This is a genomic window from Desulfovibrio sp. MES5, from assembly GCF_002237645.1.
Taxonomy (GTDB): Bacteria; Desulfobacterota; Desulfovibrionia; order Desulfovibrionales; family Desulfovibrionaceae; genus Desulfovibrio.
In genome coordinates, this window is record NZ_MJUZ01000049.1 from 92,042 (window position 1) to 109,843 (window position 17,802).

The following is a 17,802-nucleotide window of genomic DNA, read 5'->3' on the forward strand; positions in this document are numbered from 1 at the left end:
CGCGTAAATAAACTGTGCCATAAACCGCGCTGCGCAGTTTATGGCACGCGCCTTTTCACGCAGCCGCCAGCGAATTGCAGGGCGCGATCCCTCAGGCTTTGCGCCTGAACATCCATACGGCCACGCTCACGGTCACAATGCTGATGCAGGTGATCTTGCCCAGGCTGACAGCCGCGGCGGCCACGGTTATGTCTTTAAGAAAAACTCCCTGGATGATGGCCGTAAAGTGCCGCAACGGATTCAACTGACTGGCGTGCTGCAAAAAAACCGGCATGTTCATGATGGGCGTCACGCCTCCCGAAATGAGTATGCAGGGCACCCCCACGGTAAACGCGCCCAGAAAGGCCTGCTGCTGCGTGGCCGACAGGGAGGACACCATAAGCCCCACCCCGCCCGAAGCCGCCGCGAACACCAACATGGCCAGATAGAGCAGCACCACGGAACCTGTGAAGGGCACGCCGAAGCCCAGTACCGATATGACCAGAAATATGGTCCCGTGCACCATGCCCACAAGACAGCCCGGCACCAGTTTGGCCAGGGCAATTTCTGTAGGTATGGCGGGCGACACCAGCAGTTGGTCAAACGTGCCCACCTCGCGCTCGCGCGCCACTGAAAGCCCCGTGACCACCAGCCCCAGCATGAAGCTCAGCATGCCAATGAGGTTGGGCAGAAAAAACCACTGAAATTCCAGATTGGGATTGAACCAGCAGCGCATGCGTATATCCAACCGGGGCACTTCTGCGGCAGCGCTTTGCATGGCCTGCCCGCGCGGCGTGGCAGCCGCCGTCTGCGTCACGATGCGCTCGAAATAATAGGCCGCGATCTGCGCGGCATTGGAGCGCCGTCCGTCCAGAATAACCTGGACCTGCGCCGGTTCGCCCTTTTCGATATGCCGCGAAAATTCCTCGTCAAAAACCAGCACAAAAAGCGCCTGCTGCCGGTCCACAACAGGGCGTATCTGTCCCTCCCCCTGCAAATGCATCACGCTGCGAAAGGTGGGCGATCCCTCAAGGGCGTGTATGATGTCCCTGCTCCAGCGTCCGCTGTCGTGATTCAGCACGGCCACGTCGACATTGCGCACCTCCATAGTGGCCGCCCAGCCAAAGATGACAATCTGCATAAGCGGGGGCACGATGATAAGAAGGCGCGAAACCTTGTTGCACAAGAGAACCAGCAGTTCCTTGCGCACAATAACGGCCATGCGACGCAGGTTCAGACGGGGAAAAAACTGGCTCAGACGGGCCGCCCCTCGTGCGGCCAGCCCCTTGCCCGGAGTGGAAGAAGCCCCGAAACGCCGCGCCATCACACATCCAGCCTTTTGACGAGATTTTTATACACCAGCCCCAGCAATATGGCGGCCAGCAGCCCCATAAAGGCCAGGCTGGGGGCGAAAATCGCCCAAACGTCGCCCGTTAGAAAAATGGTGCGCAGGCAGGTGTTGAAGTAGCTGGCAGGCAGCAACCGCGTAATGGCCTGAAGCGCAGGAGGCATGCTGTTGATGTCAAAAACAAAGCCCGACAGCAGCAGGGCAGGCAGAAAGCCGGAAAAAAGTCCGGCCTCCGCAGCCACAAGCTGCCCGCGCAAACTGACGGAAATAAGCAGCCCCTGCCCAAGCGCGCTGAGCATAAATACCGATGACAGCAGCAGCAGTATCCACAGCGAGCCGCGAAACGGCACGGCAAAGAGCAGTACCGCCGCTGTAGCGCACAGGGCCATGCTGAACATGCCCATGCAGAAATAGGGAATGAGCTTGCCCAGCAAAAGCTGCATGCGGCTTACAGGAGTGGCGAACATGGCCTCCATGGTGCCCCTCTCCCACTCACGGGCAAAAACCAGAGACGTGAGCAGGGTTCCTATGAGCGTCATGATGACCGTAATGGCCCCCGGCACCAGAAACTGCACGCTCTTGGCCGCCGGGTTGAACCAGAAGCGAGGTTGCACGTTTATGGGAGGTTCGGCCGCTACTCCGCCGGGCAGGGCCGTGGTCTGCCATCTGGTCACAAGGCCCTGGCTGTAACTCTGGATATACTGGGCGGTATTGGGTTCCGAACCGTCCACCAGCACCTGCAGCTCCCCTACCCCGCCGCGATCCAGCGTCGCGTCGAAATCCTGCCTGAACACCAGAATTCCCTGCACTTCAGAATCGCGCATAAGGCGGGCGGCCTCGTCCATACCGCTGACGCCGCGCGTGGAGAACCAGGGGGAATGCGCAAAATCCGCCGCGAGATCCAGGGAGTGCCTGCCGCCGCTTTCATTGAGCACCGCAAGGCGCAGTATTCCCGCATCCAACGTGATGCCGTACCCGAACAGCAGCAAAAAGACAAAAGGCAGAACCCCGGCCACCAGATAGGAGGACGGGTCGCGCACGATCTGCTGAAACTCCTTTCGGACAAGGGCAAGCAACTGCCGGAGCCAGAGGTTTTGCTTCATATGCCTTCCACCAAAAGAACAAAGGACGACGCTGCGCCTTGAGGGCAGCGCGGATTTTCCATTGTCGCGCATGCCCTACTGGGGATGCTGCCTGTCATACTCTTCAATACTGGCGATAAAGGCCTCCTCCAGCGTGGGGTCTTCCACTGTTTTACAGGAGGCCTTGAGTTCATCGGGCGTACCCATGTGGATCATGGCCCCACGGTAGATGAGGGCTATGCGGTCGCAGTATTCGGCTTCTTCCATAAAGTGCGTGGTGACCAGAACGGCCGCTCCGGCTGTGGTCATGGCCGAAATATGCTTCCAGAAGTCACGGCGGGTGCGGGCGTCCACGCCGGAGGTGGGCTCGTCCAGAAAAAGCACGGGCGGCTCGTGCAGCGTGGCGCACAACAGGGCCAGGCGCTGCTTCTGGCCCAGGGGCAGGTCAGCGGTGCGGCTGTGCAAAAAATCCTGCAACTCAAGGGCCCCGGCCAGTACGGGCAAAAGTTCGTCGCGCCGTTGACGGTTCAGGCCATACAGTTCCGCAAATATTTTTATATTTTCCGTCACCGGGATGTCGGGATACAAAGAAAACTTCTGCGCCATGTAGCCCAGGCGGGCGCGGGCATTGCTGCCCGCCGTGAGCAGATCCATGCCGTCAACCGCGCACTGGCCCGAAGTGGGCCGCGAAAGACCGCAAAGCATGCGAAAGGTGGTGGATTTGCCCGCTCCGTTGGGGCCAAGCAGACCGAAAATCTCGCCGGGCCGCACGGAAAAACTGATGTCGTGCGCAGCGGTAAAGTCTCCGAATTTTTTGGTGAGGTTGTTGGCCTCAATGCTGGGTGAGGACTGGGACTCTGCCGGGGCGTCCCCCCTTGCGCCTGGCGCGGAGCCAGATGGCGCGCCAGCGGGGCCAGACGGTGCACCTGACGAATGGGTCGGGCCAGACTCAGCACCGGGCAGGTCAGCCCCTGTGCCTGACGGGTTTGCCTCTGCGCCGGACGAGTTCGCCGGGCCGGGAACGCCGGATGCCCCTGACGGGCCGGAGCCATTTATCGCATACAGCCTGCCATACGGCGACGGCTTCTGGTTGATGCCGCCCACCGCGCTCATATAGGCGTCTTCAAAACGCGGCGACACGGGTTCGCCGCCCTTTTCCCGAACGTCACGCTGCAACTCCGGCGGGGCATCCTTTGCCAGCACAAGACGGATACGGCTGCCCTGAACAAGCGCGTCCTCAATACCGGGGCGCATACTCCAGGTGGCCAGCTCGTGCCTGTGGGCCCCGGCGGGCGTTTTAAGCAAAAAAACCCTGTCCCGCACCCTGTCCGTGAATTCCTGCGGGGCTCCGGAGTAAAGAACCCCGCCCTTGTCCAGAACAACCACCTGCGGGCAGCGTTCGGCTTCATCCAGATAGGATGTGGCCCAGATCACGGTCATGCCGTTGCGGCTCAGATCCTGCACCATCCGCCACAGTTCGCGCCGTGACTGCGGATCAACGCCCACGCCCGGCTCGTCCAGCAGCAACAGACGGGGCGACCCCAGGAGCGCGCAGGCAATGCCAAGCTTTTGCTTCATGCCGCCAGAAAGACGCCCGGCCAGCCTGTCCGCAAAGGGGGCCAGCGACGTAAACTTGAGAAGACGGTCAAAAAGCTCCTGCCGTGCCTGCCCTTCCAGGCCGCGCAAACTGGCGTGCAAGGTCAGGTTGCCCATAACGCTGATGTCTTCGTACAGGCCGAAGCGTTGCGGCATATATCCAATGCTGTTGGCGCTTTCGCTCACAAGCTTGTACGGGGCTTTGCCAAAAACCATGGCCTCGCCGCTCGTTGGGCGCATGAGCCCGGCGAGAATGCGCATAAGGGTGGTCTTGCCCGCCGCGTCCGGCCCCACAAGCCCGGTTATGCGCCCGGCGGGCACAGTGGCCGAAACGCCGCTCAGCGCTGTTACGAGGTGGGGCCCCTTGCCGAAAGTCATGCCCAGATCACGCAGTTGCACGGCCGCTTCACCCTCAATGGAAGGGCTTTGAACCGCTGTCGCCACGCTCATGACCCGGCGGCCTCGTCAACAACAATGGTAACGGGCATGCCCTGGCGCATGAGATTTTCAGGGTCAGCGACCTGCACCCGCAGACGGTACACCAGCGCGGTGCGCACCTCGCGGGTTTCCACGGTTTTGGGCGTGAACTCCGCCGTGGGGGAAATGAACCCCACCTTGCCGGGAAAACTTTTGCCCGGAGCCGCATCCACCATGACGCGCACAGCCATGCCCGGCTTGATGCGCCCAAGGTTTGGCTCGTCCACGTAGGCCCGCAGCCATACCGGATCCGTGAGGGTCAGCGTGTATACGGTCTGGCCCTCCTGCACGATGGCCCCGGCCTCGCGGGCGCGGGTGAGCACAATGCCCTTTTGCGGAGCGGCAAGCACGCTGTCGTGCAGCTGTATTTCAACGCGCTTCAGAGCGGCTTCCGCCCCAGCCACGGCGGCGCGCTGCGCCAGCACGTCTTCTTCCCGATAGCCGGAAAGCAGCATATCCAGCTGATCCTGGGCAGAACGGAGTTTTGCCGCCGTTTCACGCGACTGGGCGCGGGCATTGTCCAGCTCTTTCTGGGAGACGGCGTTGGAAGAACGCATGGCCGTGACGCGGCGCAGATTGATGGCGGCATTCTCAGACAGAGCCGTGGCCGCGTTTACCGCAGCCCTGGCCTGGGCAATTTCTTCAACACGGTAACCGCGCTCAAGGCGGGCCAGAGCGGCCTTTTCACCTTCAAGGCGGGCGGCGGCCTCATCCCGCTGCTGGGTCAGCAGATCGGCGTCCAGTCTGGCCAGGGCCTGCCCTTCGACCACGCTGTCGCCCTCATCCACCAGCACTTCGGCTATGCGCCCGCCGACGCGAAAGGCCAGATCCACCTGACGTATATCAACATTGCCATATAGCGTGAGGTTGCCTGAGTGTCGGCCGTCCAGCCAGCGCCACAAAAAAAAGGCTGCCAGCACCAGAACCACCGCAGTAACCACACCCATAACCTTGCGAGAAGTTTGCATGGGCCTCCCGATCTTTAGTAAGACGCCTTCAGAAAAGAACGTCTGCCGTAGTTGGCGCGGGCAGCCGTCGGGCTTGAATCGCCACTGTCTGCCCGCCTCTTCCAGAGCATTTTGGCTTGAAAAAAGTGTAAATGCTCTAACGCTGCACGAAAGTGCCGCGCGCCACAACGTGGCGTGGGTTCAGCCGAAAAATGCGATTTTCAGCTGAATGAAAACTTTGAAACGTGAAGCATTTCAAAGTTAATCTGCTTTATGACCGGCCGCCGCATACCACGTAAAGCGACCTGTACAAAACATACCCAGTTCCGTGCGCCTTGTCCACAGCCATGCGCGTAAACGACGACATAAGACCACGACATTCTGGAGTAATGGCACGTTGAAATGCCTTGTGGGAGAAGGATTCTTTAGCAAAAGGGTCGCCCCCCCCCCACACCCTCACCCCCGAAAATTCTTATCGTATTTTAGCATAGTACAATGTGTTCTCTGATCTGAGCCGGAGGCCAGAGACGGCGTCTTGCGCGCATCACACGCCTCGGAAGTTATCTGCCTTATAATGGCGCTGGAAGGATCACGGGCATAGAGCACGTCAACTTTGAAAAAAGTTGACGTGCTCTCACGCTGCACGAAAGTGCAGCGCCATAACGCGCCGCCCCCGGCATTGCTGCCGGGGGCGGAATTGGGGCGTTTTACAGAACCTGTGAAGCTGAAGGGCAGGCAGAGGGCGCTTGGCCCTCAGTTATCATATTTCAGAAGGATCGATGCCGCAGGCGCGGGCAACACCCGCCCCATAAGCCGGGTCGGCCTTGGCGCAGTTACGGATGTGCCGCAGTTTGATCATCATGGGCGCGTCGCCCAGCTGGCGGGCAGTGTTGCCAAAAAGGGCTTCCTGCTGCTCGGGCGTCATAAGGCGGAAGAGCTTGCCGGGCTGTTCGTAATAATCCGCGTCGTCGCAGGGATACGACCAGTGATCGGCATCGCCGTTGATCTTGAGCGGCGGTTCGGCCGCGCCCGGCTGTTCCTGCCACGCGCCGTAGCTGTTGGGTTCATAATTGGTATGGCCTCCATAGTTGCCGTCCACCCGCATCTGACCGTCGCGGTGGTAGCTGTGGAAGGGGCAGCGGGCCTTGTTGACCGGGATGAGATGATGGTTCACGCCCAGACGGTAGCGCTGCGCATCCCCGTAGGAGAAGAGCCGTCCCTGGAGCATCTTGTCCGGCGAAAAGCCTATGCCGGGCACGATGTTGGCGGGGTTGAAGGCTGCCTGCTCCACTTCGGCGAAGTAATTCTCGGGGTTACGGTTCAGTTCCATCACGCCCACTTCATACATGGGCACGTCCTTGTGGTACCAGACCTTGGTGAGGTCAAAGGGATGGTAGGGCAGCTTTTCGGCGTCAAGCTCGGGCATGACCTGCACAAAGAGCGTCCAGCGCGGGAAATCGCCCTTTTGGATATGTTCGAACAGGTCACGCTGATGGCTGTCGCGGTCGCGCCCGATAAGTTCCTGGGCTTCGGCGTCAGTGAGGTTTTTAATGCCCTGCTGGGTTTTGAAGTGGAACTTGATCCAGTAGCGCTCGTTCTTGGCATTGATAAAGCTCATGGTGTGGCTGCTGAAGCCGTGCATGTGCCGGTAAGAAGCGGGGATGCCGCGATCGCTCATAACCACGGTGACCTGATGCAGGGCCTCGGGCAGGAGAGACCAGAAATCCCAGTTGTCTTGGGCGCTGTGCATGTTGGTGTGCGGATTGCGTTTCACCACATGGTTGAGGTCGGGAAATTTGAGGGGGTCACGCAGGAAGAAGACAGGAGTATTGTTGCCTACAAGGTCAAAGTTGCCTTCATCAGTATAGAATTTGACGGCAAAACCGCGAATATCGCGTTCGGCGTCGGCCGCGCCGCGTTCGCCAGCCACAGTGGAGAAGCGAACAAAGAGATCAGTTTTTTTGCCTACCTGAGAAAAGAGCGAAGCTTTGGTAAAACGCGTTATGTCGTGAGTGACTGTAAACGTGCCGTAGGCTCCCGATCCTTTGGCGTGCATGCGCCTTTCCGGGATGACTTCGCGGTCGAAATGGGCCAGCTTTTCAAGAAACCATACGTCCTGCAAAAGCATGGGACCGCGCGGCCCGGCGGTGAGAACCCTGTTGTTGTCGGCCACCGGAGCACCGGCATTGTTGGTGAGTTTGTTTTGATCGTTCGGCATTGTGGTCTTCTCCTTGGTTTGTCTGTGCGGGCCAAGGGGCGCTACTGCCTGCCCTGACACGACGATGACATGGAAAGAGCCTATTGTAAATAGTAATTGTTACTATTTACCAACAATCCTTTAAACCCCCTCAAACTCTTTGAACTTACTGGATAACTTACTGCTTCACCGGAGTCTTGCTGCGTAAAATGGGCTTGCCTAGATTCAAGCTTTCACAGGCATGCGTCACTTCGGCCGCTCTGGCTTCGTTCCCTCTCAAAAGTACCAGAATAACCAGCAGTTTGCCCGACCGCTGCAAGCGCGTTCTCAGGCCGCGCCCCTCAAGGCGCTGCCGGAGATTGTCAACGCTCTCTTCATCCTTAAAGGCTCCAACCTGAAACACATAATCAAACATATTGCCCACGGGCTGCAGGCTGTTCAGCACCACGGGGTGGTTTTCCGGGACAGGCTGCGCAGCTTGCCCCGCGTTTGCGCCTGATGCGGGCGCGTTTGCGGGCGCACCAGCCTGCGCCGCCGGAGCCTGCCCGGCAGCCGGAGCGACTGCGGCGGGAGTGCGCGCCTGAGGCCCGTCAGTCATGCCTGGCGGCAGGCTTTCGCCACGCAGCACGCGGGCAAAACGCAGTTCTTCGGCTGCAAGAATTTTCTGCTTGGGAGCGGCTTCTTCCGCCGGTTCCACAACGACACCCTTTTTCAGCGCGCCGCCGGCTACGCCGACCTGCGCAGGGTGCCCCCGCCAATAGGCTCTGCCGCTCATGACGCCGCCCACATAGGCAAGCGCAATGGCCGCCACAATGAGAAAACAGGCCGCCAGCAGTGAAGAAGGCCGCAGACACAGGCTTTTTGGCGAATCTTGCTGGTCTGACGGAGAATTACGTGACGCTGGAGGCATAATCTTTCCTTAAGGCTAATGAATTCTATATACTTTTTATACGAATCTTCAAACCTTTCGTAACATAACAGGCGCGGCTTCAAGCGTAAAGAGCGGCGGCGACGCGCTCGCGTCGCGACTTGCGGGCACGCCCTGCGCTCTGGTATATATTTTGTGTCTTACAAAGACATTGGGAGTAAGCTCATGACCATCAGCAATCGTTCACGGTACATTCTGCCTCTGATTCTCGCCTGTTTCATGCTCGTTTTGTGGGCCGCCGCCTCGATGGCGGCAACGCCGCAAAACCTGTCCATCGTCAACCAAACGGGCGAAGATCTGCTCAATATTCACCTGCAGAGGGGAAAGGTCACGCAATTCATGCGTCTGGACATGACGCCCGGCAGCAGCGAAGAAATTGAAAACCCCGGCGGCATGGTCGAGTTGCGCCTTGATACGGGGCTGGCCCTGTGGACATTCAGCCGCGTTTCTCTGGGGCAGGCAATAAGTCTGACCTTCGGCCCGCAGCCCGACACCCTGACCGTGGCCACAGGCAAGGGCGAGAGCCTCCAGTTTCGCGCCCGCATGCGCAGCCTGCTGCCGGATGAAAACAGCGGGCCGGTCTGCGCTCTGGACCAGTTTCGCCCCGGCATGCGCATGAAGGACGTGTGCGCCCTGCTGGACCAAAGCCCCCCGCATGACGACAATGATGCCGTGCTCACCAGTCTTGGTTTCGCGGGCATGGTGTGGGCGGCGCGCCTGCTGCCGGGCCAGGCCGAAAACGGCAAAACCGGCATTGCCCGTACAAGCGGGCCTGACCGTCTTGAGCATATGGAACTGCGCCGCAAACTGGACGCCGCAACGCTGAACAAGCTGCTTACAACCCTGTACGCGCAGGGCTACGCCCCGTGGCAGGCCGAACTGCCCGGCCTGGATATGAATTTTGTTGAAATGCCCAAGACAGATACGGCCAAGCACAAGGAAATACTGCAGCAGGTGCTGGGCTACTTTATGTCTTCCGGCCAGGGCGAAGCCACAGTCATGCTGGCCCCCGCGTCCATGCTGCCCAAGCTGGCTGACGCCGACAAGCCGCAAAGCGATGTACAGCTGTTTACGCTGACCCTGCGCCACAGCTCAAAAAATCTTGTGGTGGATGTGGCCGCGTATCAGGCCAGCGAAGGTGGCCGCTGATCCGGCTCTTTGACGGCAAGGCGTTCATGAAGATGTTTACCAAAAACCCGGCCCGGATAAAATCCGGGCCGGGTTTTTTATCTGAAGCTGACTACCTGCAAGAAAGTGCATTCTGCGCGTTTGCGGCGCGCCCGCTCCGGCGCTTGACCGAACCCATAATCGCACGGACAGCCGCACTTGCGCATTAGATGCAATGTTTCCGCTTCACGTCAGAAAACTCGTTGTCCATACGAAAAGGCAATAAGAGTTTTAGGGGGTGGGGGCGTGGGGGAGGAGACTCTTTTGCAAAAGGGTCCCTCCCCCACAAAATATCTCTCCCCTACAAAACATTTCAAAGTGAGCCCGGACTACCCTAAACAGGCCGCCCTTCCTTTTTGGCCGCGCGTTTGTCGCGCAGCCAGCTGTACCACTCCTGAAGTCCCTGTCCCTGGCGGCAGGAAACCTCAAAAATATCCAGGTCTTTGTTCAGCTTGGTGGCAAAGTTGCGGGCCCGTGTCATGTCAAAGTCCACATAGGGCAAAAGATCAACCTTGTTGAGCACAAGGGCGCGCGCCAGATTGAAAAGAAGGGGATATTTTTCGGGCTTGTCGTCGCCTTCGGCCACGCTCAGCAGGGCAACCTTGGCGTCTTCGCCGCAGTCGAACTCCACCGGGCACACGAGGTTGCCCACATTTTCGATAAAAAGGATGTCCACGCCTGTCAGATCAAGGCTGTCCAGAGCGGTCAGAATCATGTTGCTGTCGAGGTGGCAGCCGCCATCCGTATTGATCTGCACAGCCTGAGCGCCTGTGGCGGCCACACGGCGGGCGTCGTTATCCGTTTGCAGGTCGCCTTCAACCACGGCCATGCGAAACTCTCCCGCCAGATCGGTCAGCGTGCGTTCGAGCAGCGTGGTCTTGCCTGCCCCCGGCGAACTGATGAGATTCAACGTCAGAATCCCATTGTCAGACAAACGCTTGCGCACATGGGCCGCCATTTTTTCATTGGCTTCCAGCACATTGCGAACCACGGGAATTTGCATGCCTGTCTCCTAACAGACTCCGTGTGGAGTCCTTGGTCTGAAGTATGGGGCGATATGGGAACACTGGGGCGGATCAACATTGAGAATATGCCGTTTCAACGCCTGCGGCACGCCCTTTACGGCGTTGGGCAGCGCGAGCAAACCGCATGCGCCTTTTTGGCGAGCGCCTCGCTTACACTGCCGCCTGAGCAATTTCAACGAAAACTGGCTCTATCTATAAAAAAGTCAAAAAAAAGCCCGGCAGCAAAGCAACGCCCGCAGCCGGAACAAAAAACCGCGTTATGGCCTGCCGCCATTTCTGGCCGCGATCTGGCTGGCGTTGTTAAATGACATCGGACGAACCTGATTTAGACCGGATCACCATAGAAATACTTCACATTTCAATGTGCCATTCTGCCCAAAAGTGTGATTTGTGAGCCGTTAGCGGGTCTTTGCCGCTTACGGACAGCGAGAGTCATCAGTAGGCTGTCCGTTTAAGTAACCAAGTGCTGTCTTTATCCGTAGCTTCCTTCGTCACAACGGCTAAAGCAGCGAGAGTCATCAGTAGGCTGTCCGTTTAAGTAACCAAGTGCTGTCGTTGCGGCAGCCGTTGCCCGCAGGGCTTGCCTGAACCGTTGACGGAACCTCTTACGGGGCAGGACAGCATCGCTACGGATGGCGACAGCGATTATATGGGACAAGCCGTGTCGTTACGCATGCTGTCTTCAAGCGTAGTTTCCTGCGTCACAGCGCTTGAAGCATCCGTAGCTTCCTTCGTCGCAACGGCCAAAGCTCGACAGAGCCCACGCCACGTCGTGGCGCGCTGCACTCTCGTGCGGCGTTGGAACATGTACCTTTTTTCAAAGGTACAATGCTCTAGCTTGCCTCAAGGCGGTTCAGGTACAGTTCCCTGCCCTGCTTGACCACATGGCCGAACTGCTCGCCGCACCCCGGACAGGGCTGCACAAGGGCGTCTTGCCCCTCACCGCCAAAATCCGCGCCGCAGAAGGGGCAGTGCAGTTGCAGGGGAAGTTCTTCAAGTTCAAGGCGTGCCCCTTCATGAGGCGTGCCCTGAATCATAGTCTCAAAACAGAACTGAAGAGACTCGGGCACAATACCAGCAAGGGCACCGTACCTGACGTTCACGGCCTCAATACGTGTGCAGCCCAACCGGGAGATTTCCTCTTCCGACATCTTCAGCAGACTTTGTGCAATTGCCATTTCGTGCATAACGACACAATAACGCAAACCCCCGGCAAGGTAAAGGCTGTAAGGCATTCTTGCCATTCGGCGTAAATAATGTACATTTCTGCCATGCGTCGCTCAAAATTTTCAGGCGTGTACTCTTTTTCCACCGACTGGACGGGAAATAACCGCAAGAACCACTACTTCGTCTGGGAACTGTCTGACGGAGCTTTTGCGGTACAGGAACTCAACAAGGCGTTCCAACCGTTGGCCGAGCCAGAAAGGATCAGCGCCAGTTCATTTGCAAAAAACTTCAGGGCAGAACCAGAAATTCTGGCAATGCCCGTCATGACTCCTGACCTTTCACATCTTGAAGCCAAAGGAAAATCCGCTGACGGATCCGGCACCGCACAGCAGGCCGGGCAAGCGGACACGGCAGCCTCTGAGCCGTCTGGCGAGACCAGCCCCCGCCCCAAAACTCCGGCCACGCCTGGCGCACCCCCCGACGCCGCCACGTCTGGAAGTGCTGCTGGCGGCACACCCGCCAGAACTTCTGGCGGCGAAACTGGCAACGCATCGGCTGCCCTGAAAAGCCGCGCGCAAAGCGGAACCCAACCCACCCCGCAGGCTGGGCCGCAATCCCTTGATTCGCTACTTTTTGCCAACGAGTCTGACAGCCTTGTCGCCAGCGTGAGTCAAAGCGCCGCAACGCCCGGCGCGCTACGACCAAAGCAAGCGCGCAAGCTTGCTCCCGAGTCGCTGCGTCCCGTGGCCACCGATGAGCCAGAGGGCCTGAAGCGAGCTGCTGCTACGCAGAAAAACGAGGTCGCCGCTCCGGCGCGAACTCCCCAGTTGCGCCTGCAGCCGGTAGAAAAAGATATTTTGACGGCTGCAACGGACACGCCCGCGCGTCGGGTCCAGCCGGACGTAAGCCCGACGGCCATGAGCCGCCCGATGGATCTGGAGGCCATGCGCAAGGCCAAGATGACGGAAGCGCGCCTGCGCGAAACCTTTCGTCAGACCTTGCTGCGCCTCAGGCGTCCGCGCGAACGCAAGGGCGCGCTGGCCGCGCTGGAACAGCTTGCACAATCAACCGAAAACATCTGCACCGCGCACAAGCACATGTTCAGAGATTTTGGCGTCAGTCTGCGTCAGAATTCGCAACTCGCGCTGGCTCTTTTGTTCAGCCGCAGAGTGGTGGAACTGGCCCCGGATGATGACCATGCCCACTTCAATCTGGCCCGCATTCTCTGTTCGCTGGGCCACTTTGATGAAGCCGCGGCCCATGTACGTACAGCCATGAATATGGGTGGCGAAGAGCCGTTGTACTTTCGGATGCTGGTGCATATTCGCAAAGAAATGCTGCAAAAACGGGGACAATCCGCCTCCCGTGACCGCTGAACATATCCAGGACAAACTCGTTTCGGCAGGAGCCTTTTGGCATGAATAAAGTGATTTTAAGTCTTCTTCTGGCAGTCTGCGTGTTGGGCATGGCCCTCATTATGCTCAATGAAAAGATGCGCAAGCCGGAGCAGGCCCCCGTTGCTCAGGCGAGCGTCAATCAGCAGGCCGCCGACCCCGGCGTGGACAGTCAGACAGGGCCGGAGGCGGCTTTGCCGTCGCTTGGCGATGCCGTGCAGGCTCCCAAAAGCAGTGGAGGCGCACAGCCATACCTTCCGCCCCTGCCTGTGGAGTCCGGGCATACCCCGGCTCCGGCCGACACCGCGCCCCACCTGGGCGACAAAGCCCCATACACGGCTGAAGCCGTGCCCGTGCACCCGCCGCTGCCTGAACCGGCGAAACACAAACCCGATTTTTCCGGCACGCCTGAAAAATCATCCGACGCCGCCAAGCCCGAAACGGCCAGCACCGCCGCTCCTGCCGCGTCCGGCGCATCCGCCGCTCCGGAAAAAGCCAGAACGCCGGAAAAAGCCGCCCCTGCGGAAAAACCTGCTTCCGGCAATACGGAAAAAGCCGCAAAAGCCGCGCCGCAAAAGCTGGAAATCACGCGATTTGTGGTTTTTGCCCGCGACAAGGGAGCAACCGTTCGCCTCGTGGGCACGGCTCCCCTCAATTACAAGAACATGACCCTCAACAGTCCTGAAAGACTTGTGGTTGATCTGGACGGCAAATGGCAGGTCAAAGCGCCGGGCGTGCCCAAAAACCCCGTGGTTACCAATGTGCGGCTGGGTAAGATGGACGGCAAAACCAGAGTTGTCATTGACCTCTCCGGCAAGCCCGCCAGCGTCCGCTATGTCCTGTCCAAGGACAAGCTCTCTCTGGATATCCGGGTGGACCAGTAGTCTGCATGGCCGTGATGCCGCCGGGCATTGAGAATTTTCTGCTGGCAAGGCCCCGACGCGCGTCGGGGCCTTGCTGTTTCAACGGCCTTTCCGCGCGGAACGCTTTTGCCCTTGCCGGGCGTTTTGCCGATGCGCGCAGCCGCGAGGAATTTCAAGCACAGCCGTCAGGCGACCGGGGAGCCATCTGGATGGCGACAGCACCGGTAGCGCAATGGTACGTTGAAATGCTTTGTGGAGGGGGCGTGCCGGTTATCCCCTGCCCCAGCCGTATAGCTCCTTTTGAAATGCTTTGTGGGGGAGGGATCCTTTTGCAAAAGGGTCCCTCCCCCACGCCCCCACCCCCTAAAACCTTTAGTGGCTTTATTATATGGCAAAGGATTTTCTGATCTGAAGCGGGTTTCCTAAAACAATGTCTTTCAGGCAGCATTCCACCTCAAGGTTATCTGCTCTAATGAAGTTGCTCTCAGAGGGATATGGGCGGTACATGGCCTATTAATTTTCCGTCACTCAAGCGCAGGGACGTCACAGGGCAAAGACGGGCTAAGCGGGTTCATTAGTGCTGCCGCTTTTGCCAGCCTTCACCATCACAAATCTTCACCGTCACGGAAAAAACACACACATCGAACGGGCACGGCCACTTTTACGCTTCGGTCGGCCCTGTAAAAATCCCGGCAATGCAAGGTCTGCCGCCCTCTTGAATTTTATGTCCGATTTGGGCAGGGTGGCGAAAAAATTGAGGCTTTAATGAATCCTCGTGATCTCGTGATGGTGTTTTCGTCGCTGGCCTCCATGGCGGCTGGCGTTTTTTTACCCCAGTTGGCTGCCCCTCTGGCGGCCATGCCGCGTCTTATCCTCATATTTATGCTGTTCATGAGTTTTCTGGCTGTGGGCGTGGAGGAACTGCGGCAGGAAAGCCGCACCATGGCTGTACCGCTGTGTCTGCTGACCTTTTATCGGCTCGCCTTGCTGCCCATACTTTGTATGGTTGTTTTTCGTCTGATCATGCCGCAATTCGCCCTTGGGGCGTTCTTGCTGGGCGCGGCGCCGGTGGGCGTCATGGCTGCGGTTTTTTCGCTTATGCTCAGGGCCAACACCGCCCTTATTCTTGTGGCTAATATCGCTACCTCGCTGCTGCTGCCCCTGAGCCTGCCTGCCATGCTTTCTTTTACCGACAGCGCTTTGCGTCTGCTCGGCCTTACCCCTCTGAACCTGCCCCCGCATCTGGAACTTGGGCATATGGGCCTTTCTCTTGCCGTGACCATTCTGCTGCCCTTCGCCGCTGCCCATCTGACCCGTACATATTGGAACAGGCTACGCTGCACCCTGCTGCGCCAGCAGTTTCCCCTGCTGACGGTCGCCATCGCTGTTTCCAATATCGCCATTTTCAGCAATTATGGCGGCGTGTTGCGGCAATCACCTTCATTCATTCTTCAGGCGCTGGGCGCAGCCTGCCTGCTGTGCGTGCTCATGACGCTGGCAGCGCTGCCTCTCACCCGCCACATGACGCGACAGACACGGCTGGCTTTTCTCATTTCATTCGGCGTCATCAACAACGTCCTGTTGATGATCGTCTGTATGGAATTCTTCAGTGCTACAGAAGCGCTTATGGCCGCCGCGTATCTCGTCCCGCTCTACATCTTGCTGTTCTACTATCGCCTGTGCAGTCGTGAACCGACACGGACGTGATATACGGAACGGCGACATACAACTTTGACCGCCTGCGCGGCGGGGGACGGATTACGGAGCGGTGGCGGATTACTGCTGGTCTTCTGAACCGCCTACGCGGCGGTTAACATAAATGCAGGATAGGTGACGCCCCACAACATCTTCTAAGCCGCCTACGCGGCGGTTAACGATCCAACTGTTTCCGCTGCCTCCCGTACTGCCTTCTAAGCCGCCTACACGGCGGTTAACTTATAAAGGCCGCGCAGTATAGCTTGCATGTCCTTCTAAGCCGCCTACGCGGCGGTTAACTTTTCCAAAGAGCTTGTCAAGATTTGTCGCATCTTCTAAGCCGCCTACGCGGCGGTTAACTCTTGGTGTTGGTTGCGCCGTGTTCAACGTAACTTCTAAGCCGCCTACGCGGCGGTTAACGTCTTGATCAAAACATGAGATGCTCATCGGGTCTTCTAAGCCGCCTACGCGGCGGTTAACGTACGCGTACCGGAGGAAAACAAAGGGTATTGCTTCTAAGCCGCCTACGCGGCGGTTAACACGGCCTGCTGTGTTGGGGCGCGTGGCCCTCACTTCTAAGCCGCCTACGCGGCGGTTAACGGGATCTTCGCCCACGCTTTGCGCCGACTGCTCTTCTAAGCCGCCTACGCGGCGGTTAACCGGAGCAAGCCCTTGAGCCGCTTGTACGCGATCTTCTAAGCCGCCTACGCGGCGGTTAACTCAGGCGCAAAGGCCACAGAATAGCCGAGTGTCTTCTAAGCCGCCTACGCGGCGGTTAACGCAATGCCTCGCGCTGTATATCGCCCACACACCTTCTAAGCCGCCTACGCGGCGGTTAACAAAATCAGAACCTCGGCGCATGAAGCCGGGCCCTTCTAAGCCGCCTACGCGGCGGTTAACAAAATCAGAACCTCGGCGCATGAAGCCGGGCCCTTCTAAGCCGCCTACGCGGCGGTTAACTATACTTCTGGCCCGTTTGCAGTATATAACTTCTTCTAAGCCGCCTACGCGGCGGTTAACTCAGCATCCTTGAGTTGTTCACCCTTCGCGTTCTTCTAAGCCGCCTACGCGGCGGTTAACCCGGCCTGGTTACTGGCGTGCGCCGCCTTGCTCTTCTAAGCCGCCTACGCGGCGGTTAACCTCAACTACACACAGAAGTCATTCATCACTCTCTTCTAAGCCGCCTACGCGGCGGTTAACGTAGTCCGCGTCTTCAAACGTCCAATCGCCACCTTCTAAGCCGCCTACGCGGCGGTTAACGGTAGGCGCAAGCCAGCGCACCCCAAGCACGCCTTCTAAGCCGCCTACGCGGCGGTTAACGTACGCGTACCGGAGGAAAACAAAGGGTATTGCTTCTAAGCCGCCTACGCGGCGGTTAACACGGCCTGCTGTGTTGGGGCGCGTGGCCCTCACTTCTAAGCCGCCTACGCGGCGGTTAACGGTAATGGTCACTTCAAGGTACGTCTTGTATGCTTCTAAGCCGCCTACGCGGCGGTTAACGCAAAGAAGTATCTTGCTGAAAACGGCATGACCTTCTAAGCCGCCTACGCGGCGGTTAACGTGCGCATTTACGGCGTGGATTGTCCAGAGCTCTTCTAAGCCGCCTACGCGGCGGTTAACATCCATACGCCTCAATGCTAAATTGAGGACATCTTCTAAGCCGCCTACGCGGCGGTTAACGACTGCGTGTTTGTCACACTGTACAACCCTGTCTTCTAAGCCGCCTACGCGGCGGTTAACGCCACAGGGTTGACGCCTTCTGCCACCCTGGACTTCTAAGCCGCCTACGCGGCGGTTAACGGCACGCTTTTGCTACTGAAGCTATTGCCGAACTTCTAAGCCGCCTACGCGGCGGTTAACTGCACGCCTCCCACGCCGAGAGGCGACAAAAACTTCTAAGCCGCCTACGCGGCGGTTAACTACCTGCCGGGTCTACT

General features: G+C 58.6%; 13 protein-coding genes and 1 CRISPR repeat array (1 of these 14 running past the window's edge). Of the genes, 5 read left to right on the forward strand and 8 right to left on the reverse strand.

From position 1 onward, the window contains the following. Positions 1–91 precede the first annotated feature (91 nt). From BCS36_RS12475 to BCS36_RS12500, 6 genes are all read right to left on the reverse strand, one after another. Positions 92–1,303 carry an ABC transporter permease gene (locus BCS36_RS12475; RefSeq protein WP_291303200.1) on the reverse strand — a complete coding sequence of 404 codons (1,212 nt, stop codon included), beginning with the start codon at positions 1,301–1,303 and terminating at the stop codon, positions 92–94. Beyond that, positions 1,303–2,430 carry an ABC transporter permease gene (locus BCS36_RS12480; RefSeq protein ID WP_291303201.1) on the reverse strand — a complete coding sequence of 376 codons (1,128 nt, stop codon included), beginning with the start codon at positions 2,428–2,430 and terminating at the stop codon, positions 1,303–1,305. Before BCS36_RS12480 ends, BCS36_RS12475 begins: the two co-directional genes overlap by 1 nt. A gap of 75 nt (positions 2,431–2,505) precedes the next feature. After that, positions 2,506–4,455 (reverse strand): ATP-binding cassette domain-containing protein, encoded by a 1,950-nt coding sequence (locus tag BCS36_RS12485; protein ID WP_291303202.1) that lies wholly within the window; start codon positions 4,453–4,455, stop codon positions 2,506–2,508. Next, positions 4,452–5,450 carry a secretion protein HlyD gene (hlyD, locus tag BCS36_RS12490; RefSeq protein WP_291303203.1) on the reverse strand — a complete coding sequence of 333 codons (999 nt, stop codon included), beginning with the start codon at positions 5,448–5,450 and terminating at the stop codon, positions 4,452–4,454. The genes BCS36_RS12485 and hlyD overlap by 4 nt, the downstream gene beginning before the upstream one ends. Positions 5,451–6,189: 739 nt before the next feature. Then, entirely contained in the window at positions 6,190–7,647 is a 1,458-nt protein-coding gene (locus BCS36_RS12495; protein WP_291303204.1) for a catalase, read from the reverse strand. A gap of 157 nt (positions 7,648–7,804) precedes the next feature. Next, positions 7,805–8,536 carry an SPOR domain-containing protein gene (locus BCS36_RS12500; protein WP_291303205.1) on the reverse strand — a complete coding sequence of 244 codons (732 nt, stop codon included), beginning with the start codon at positions 8,534–8,536 and terminating at the stop codon, positions 7,805–7,807. Between the two features lie 183 nt (positions 8,537–8,719). On the opposite strand from BCS36_RS12500, the gene BCS36_RS12505 reads away from it, so the two are divergent. Next, the gene (locus tag BCS36_RS12505) at positions 8,720–9,703 is read left to right on the forward strand and encodes a peptidoglycan glycosyltransferase (RefSeq protein ID WP_291303206.1); all 984 of its coding nucleotides are present in this window, start codon (positions 8,720–8,722) and stop codon (positions 9,701–9,703) included. 352 nt (positions 9,704–10,055) lie between these two features. Here the strand turns inward: BCS36_RS12505 and hypB are convergent, their stop codons facing one another. Continuing rightward, positions 10,056–10,724 carry a hydrogenase nickel incorporation protein HypB gene (hypB, locus tag BCS36_RS12510; RefSeq protein ID WP_291303207.1) on the reverse strand — a complete coding sequence of 223 codons (669 nt, stop codon included), beginning with the start codon at positions 10,722–10,724 and terminating at the stop codon, positions 10,056–10,058. Between the two features lie 54 nt (positions 10,725–10,778). Here hypB and BCS36_RS12515 point away from each other — a divergent pair, with 54 nt between their 5' ends. Continuing rightward, a complete protein-coding gene (locus BCS36_RS12515) occupies positions 10,779–11,054 on the forward strand; it encodes a hypothetical protein (protein WP_291303208.1) in 276 nt (91 codons plus the stop codon). Between the two features lie 525 nt (positions 11,055–11,579). Here BCS36_RS12515 and BCS36_RS12520 read toward each other — a convergent pair. Then, positions 11,580–11,981: a hydrogenase maturation nickel metallochaperone HypA gene (locus tag BCS36_RS12520; RefSeq protein WP_291303209.1), complete on the reverse strand. Its 402-nt coding sequence runs from the start codon at positions 11,979–11,981 to the stop codon at positions 11,580–11,582. A 36-nt stretch (positions 11,982–12,017) separates the two neighbouring features. Between BCS36_RS12520 and BCS36_RS12525 the strand changes: the two genes are divergently transcribed. The 3 genes from BCS36_RS12525 (at position 12,018) to BCS36_RS12535 (ending at position 15,877) form a co-directional block, all read left to right on the forward strand. Then, positions 12,018–13,289 carry a hypothetical protein gene (locus BCS36_RS12525; RefSeq protein ID WP_291303210.1) on the forward strand — a complete coding sequence of 424 codons (1,272 nt, stop codon included), beginning with the start codon at positions 12,018–12,020 and terminating at the stop codon, positions 13,287–13,289. 41 nt (positions 13,290–13,330) lie between these two features. Then, positions 13,331–14,191, forward strand: a complete 861-nt coding sequence (locus BCS36_RS12530) for an AMIN domain-containing protein (RefSeq protein WP_291303211.1) — start codon at positions 13,331–13,333, stop codon at positions 14,189–14,191. 744 nt (positions 14,192–14,935) lie between these two features. Then, positions 14,936–15,877 carry a symporter gene (locus BCS36_RS12535; protein ID WP_291303212.1) on the forward strand — a complete coding sequence of 314 codons (942 nt, stop codon included), beginning with the start codon at positions 14,936–14,938 and terminating at the stop codon, positions 15,875–15,877. 20 nt (positions 15,878–15,897) lie between these two features. Further along, a CRISPR array of direct repeats spans positions 15,898–17,802; the repeat unit is 28 nt; unit sequence CTTCTAAGCCGCCTACGCGGCGGTTAAC; it runs 403 nt beyond the window's last position.

Coding starts and splice junctions, on each gene's coding strand:
- BCS36_RS12515 (WP_291303208.1), top strand. CDS start 10,779: ATGGGAACACTGGGGCGGATCAACATTGAGAATATGCCGTTTCAACGC.
- BCS36_RS12525 (WP_291303210.1), top strand. CDS start 12,018: ATGCGTCGCTCAAAATTTTCAGGCGTGTACTCTTTTTCCACCGACTGG.
- BCS36_RS12485 (WP_291303202.1), bottom strand. CDS start 4,455: ATGAGCGTGGCGACAGCGGTTCAAAGCCCTTCCATTGAGGGTGAAGCG.
- BCS36_RS12505 (WP_291303206.1), top strand. CDS start 8,720: ATGACCATCAGCAATCGTTCACGGTACATTCTGCCTCTGATTCTCGCC.
- BCS36_RS12535 (WP_291303212.1), top strand. CDS start 14,936: ATGAATCCTCGTGATCTCGTGATGGTGTTTTCGTCGCTGGCCTCCATG.
- BCS36_RS12475 (WP_291303200.1), bottom strand. CDS start 1,303: ATGGCGCGGCGTTTCGGGGCTTCTTCCACTCCGGGCAAGGGGCTGGCC.
- BCS36_RS12520 (WP_291303209.1), bottom strand. CDS start 11,981: ATGCCTTACAGCCTTTACCTTGCCGGGGGTTTGCGTTATTGTGTCGTT.
- hypB (WP_291303207.1), bottom strand. CDS start 10,724: ATGCAAATTCCCGTGGTTCGCAATGTGCTGGAAGCCAATGAAAAAATG.
- hlyD (WP_291303203.1), bottom strand. CDS start 5,450: ATGCAAACTTCTCGCAAGGTTATGGGTGTGGTTACTGCGGTGGTTCTG.
- BCS36_RS12480 (WP_291303201.1), bottom strand. CDS start 2,430: ATGAAGCAAAACCTCTGGCTCCGGCAGTTGCTTGCCCTTGTCCGAAAG.
- BCS36_RS12495 (WP_291303204.1), bottom strand. CDS start 7,647: ATGCCGAACGATCAAAACAAACTCACCAACAATGCCGGTGCTCCGGTG.
- BCS36_RS12500 (WP_291303205.1), bottom strand. CDS start 8,536: ATGCCTCCAGCGTCACGTAATTCTCCGTCAGACCAGCAAGATTCGCCA.
- BCS36_RS12530 (WP_291303211.1), top strand. CDS start 13,331: ATGAATAAAGTGATTTTAAGTCTTCTTCTGGCAGTCTGCGTGTTGGGC.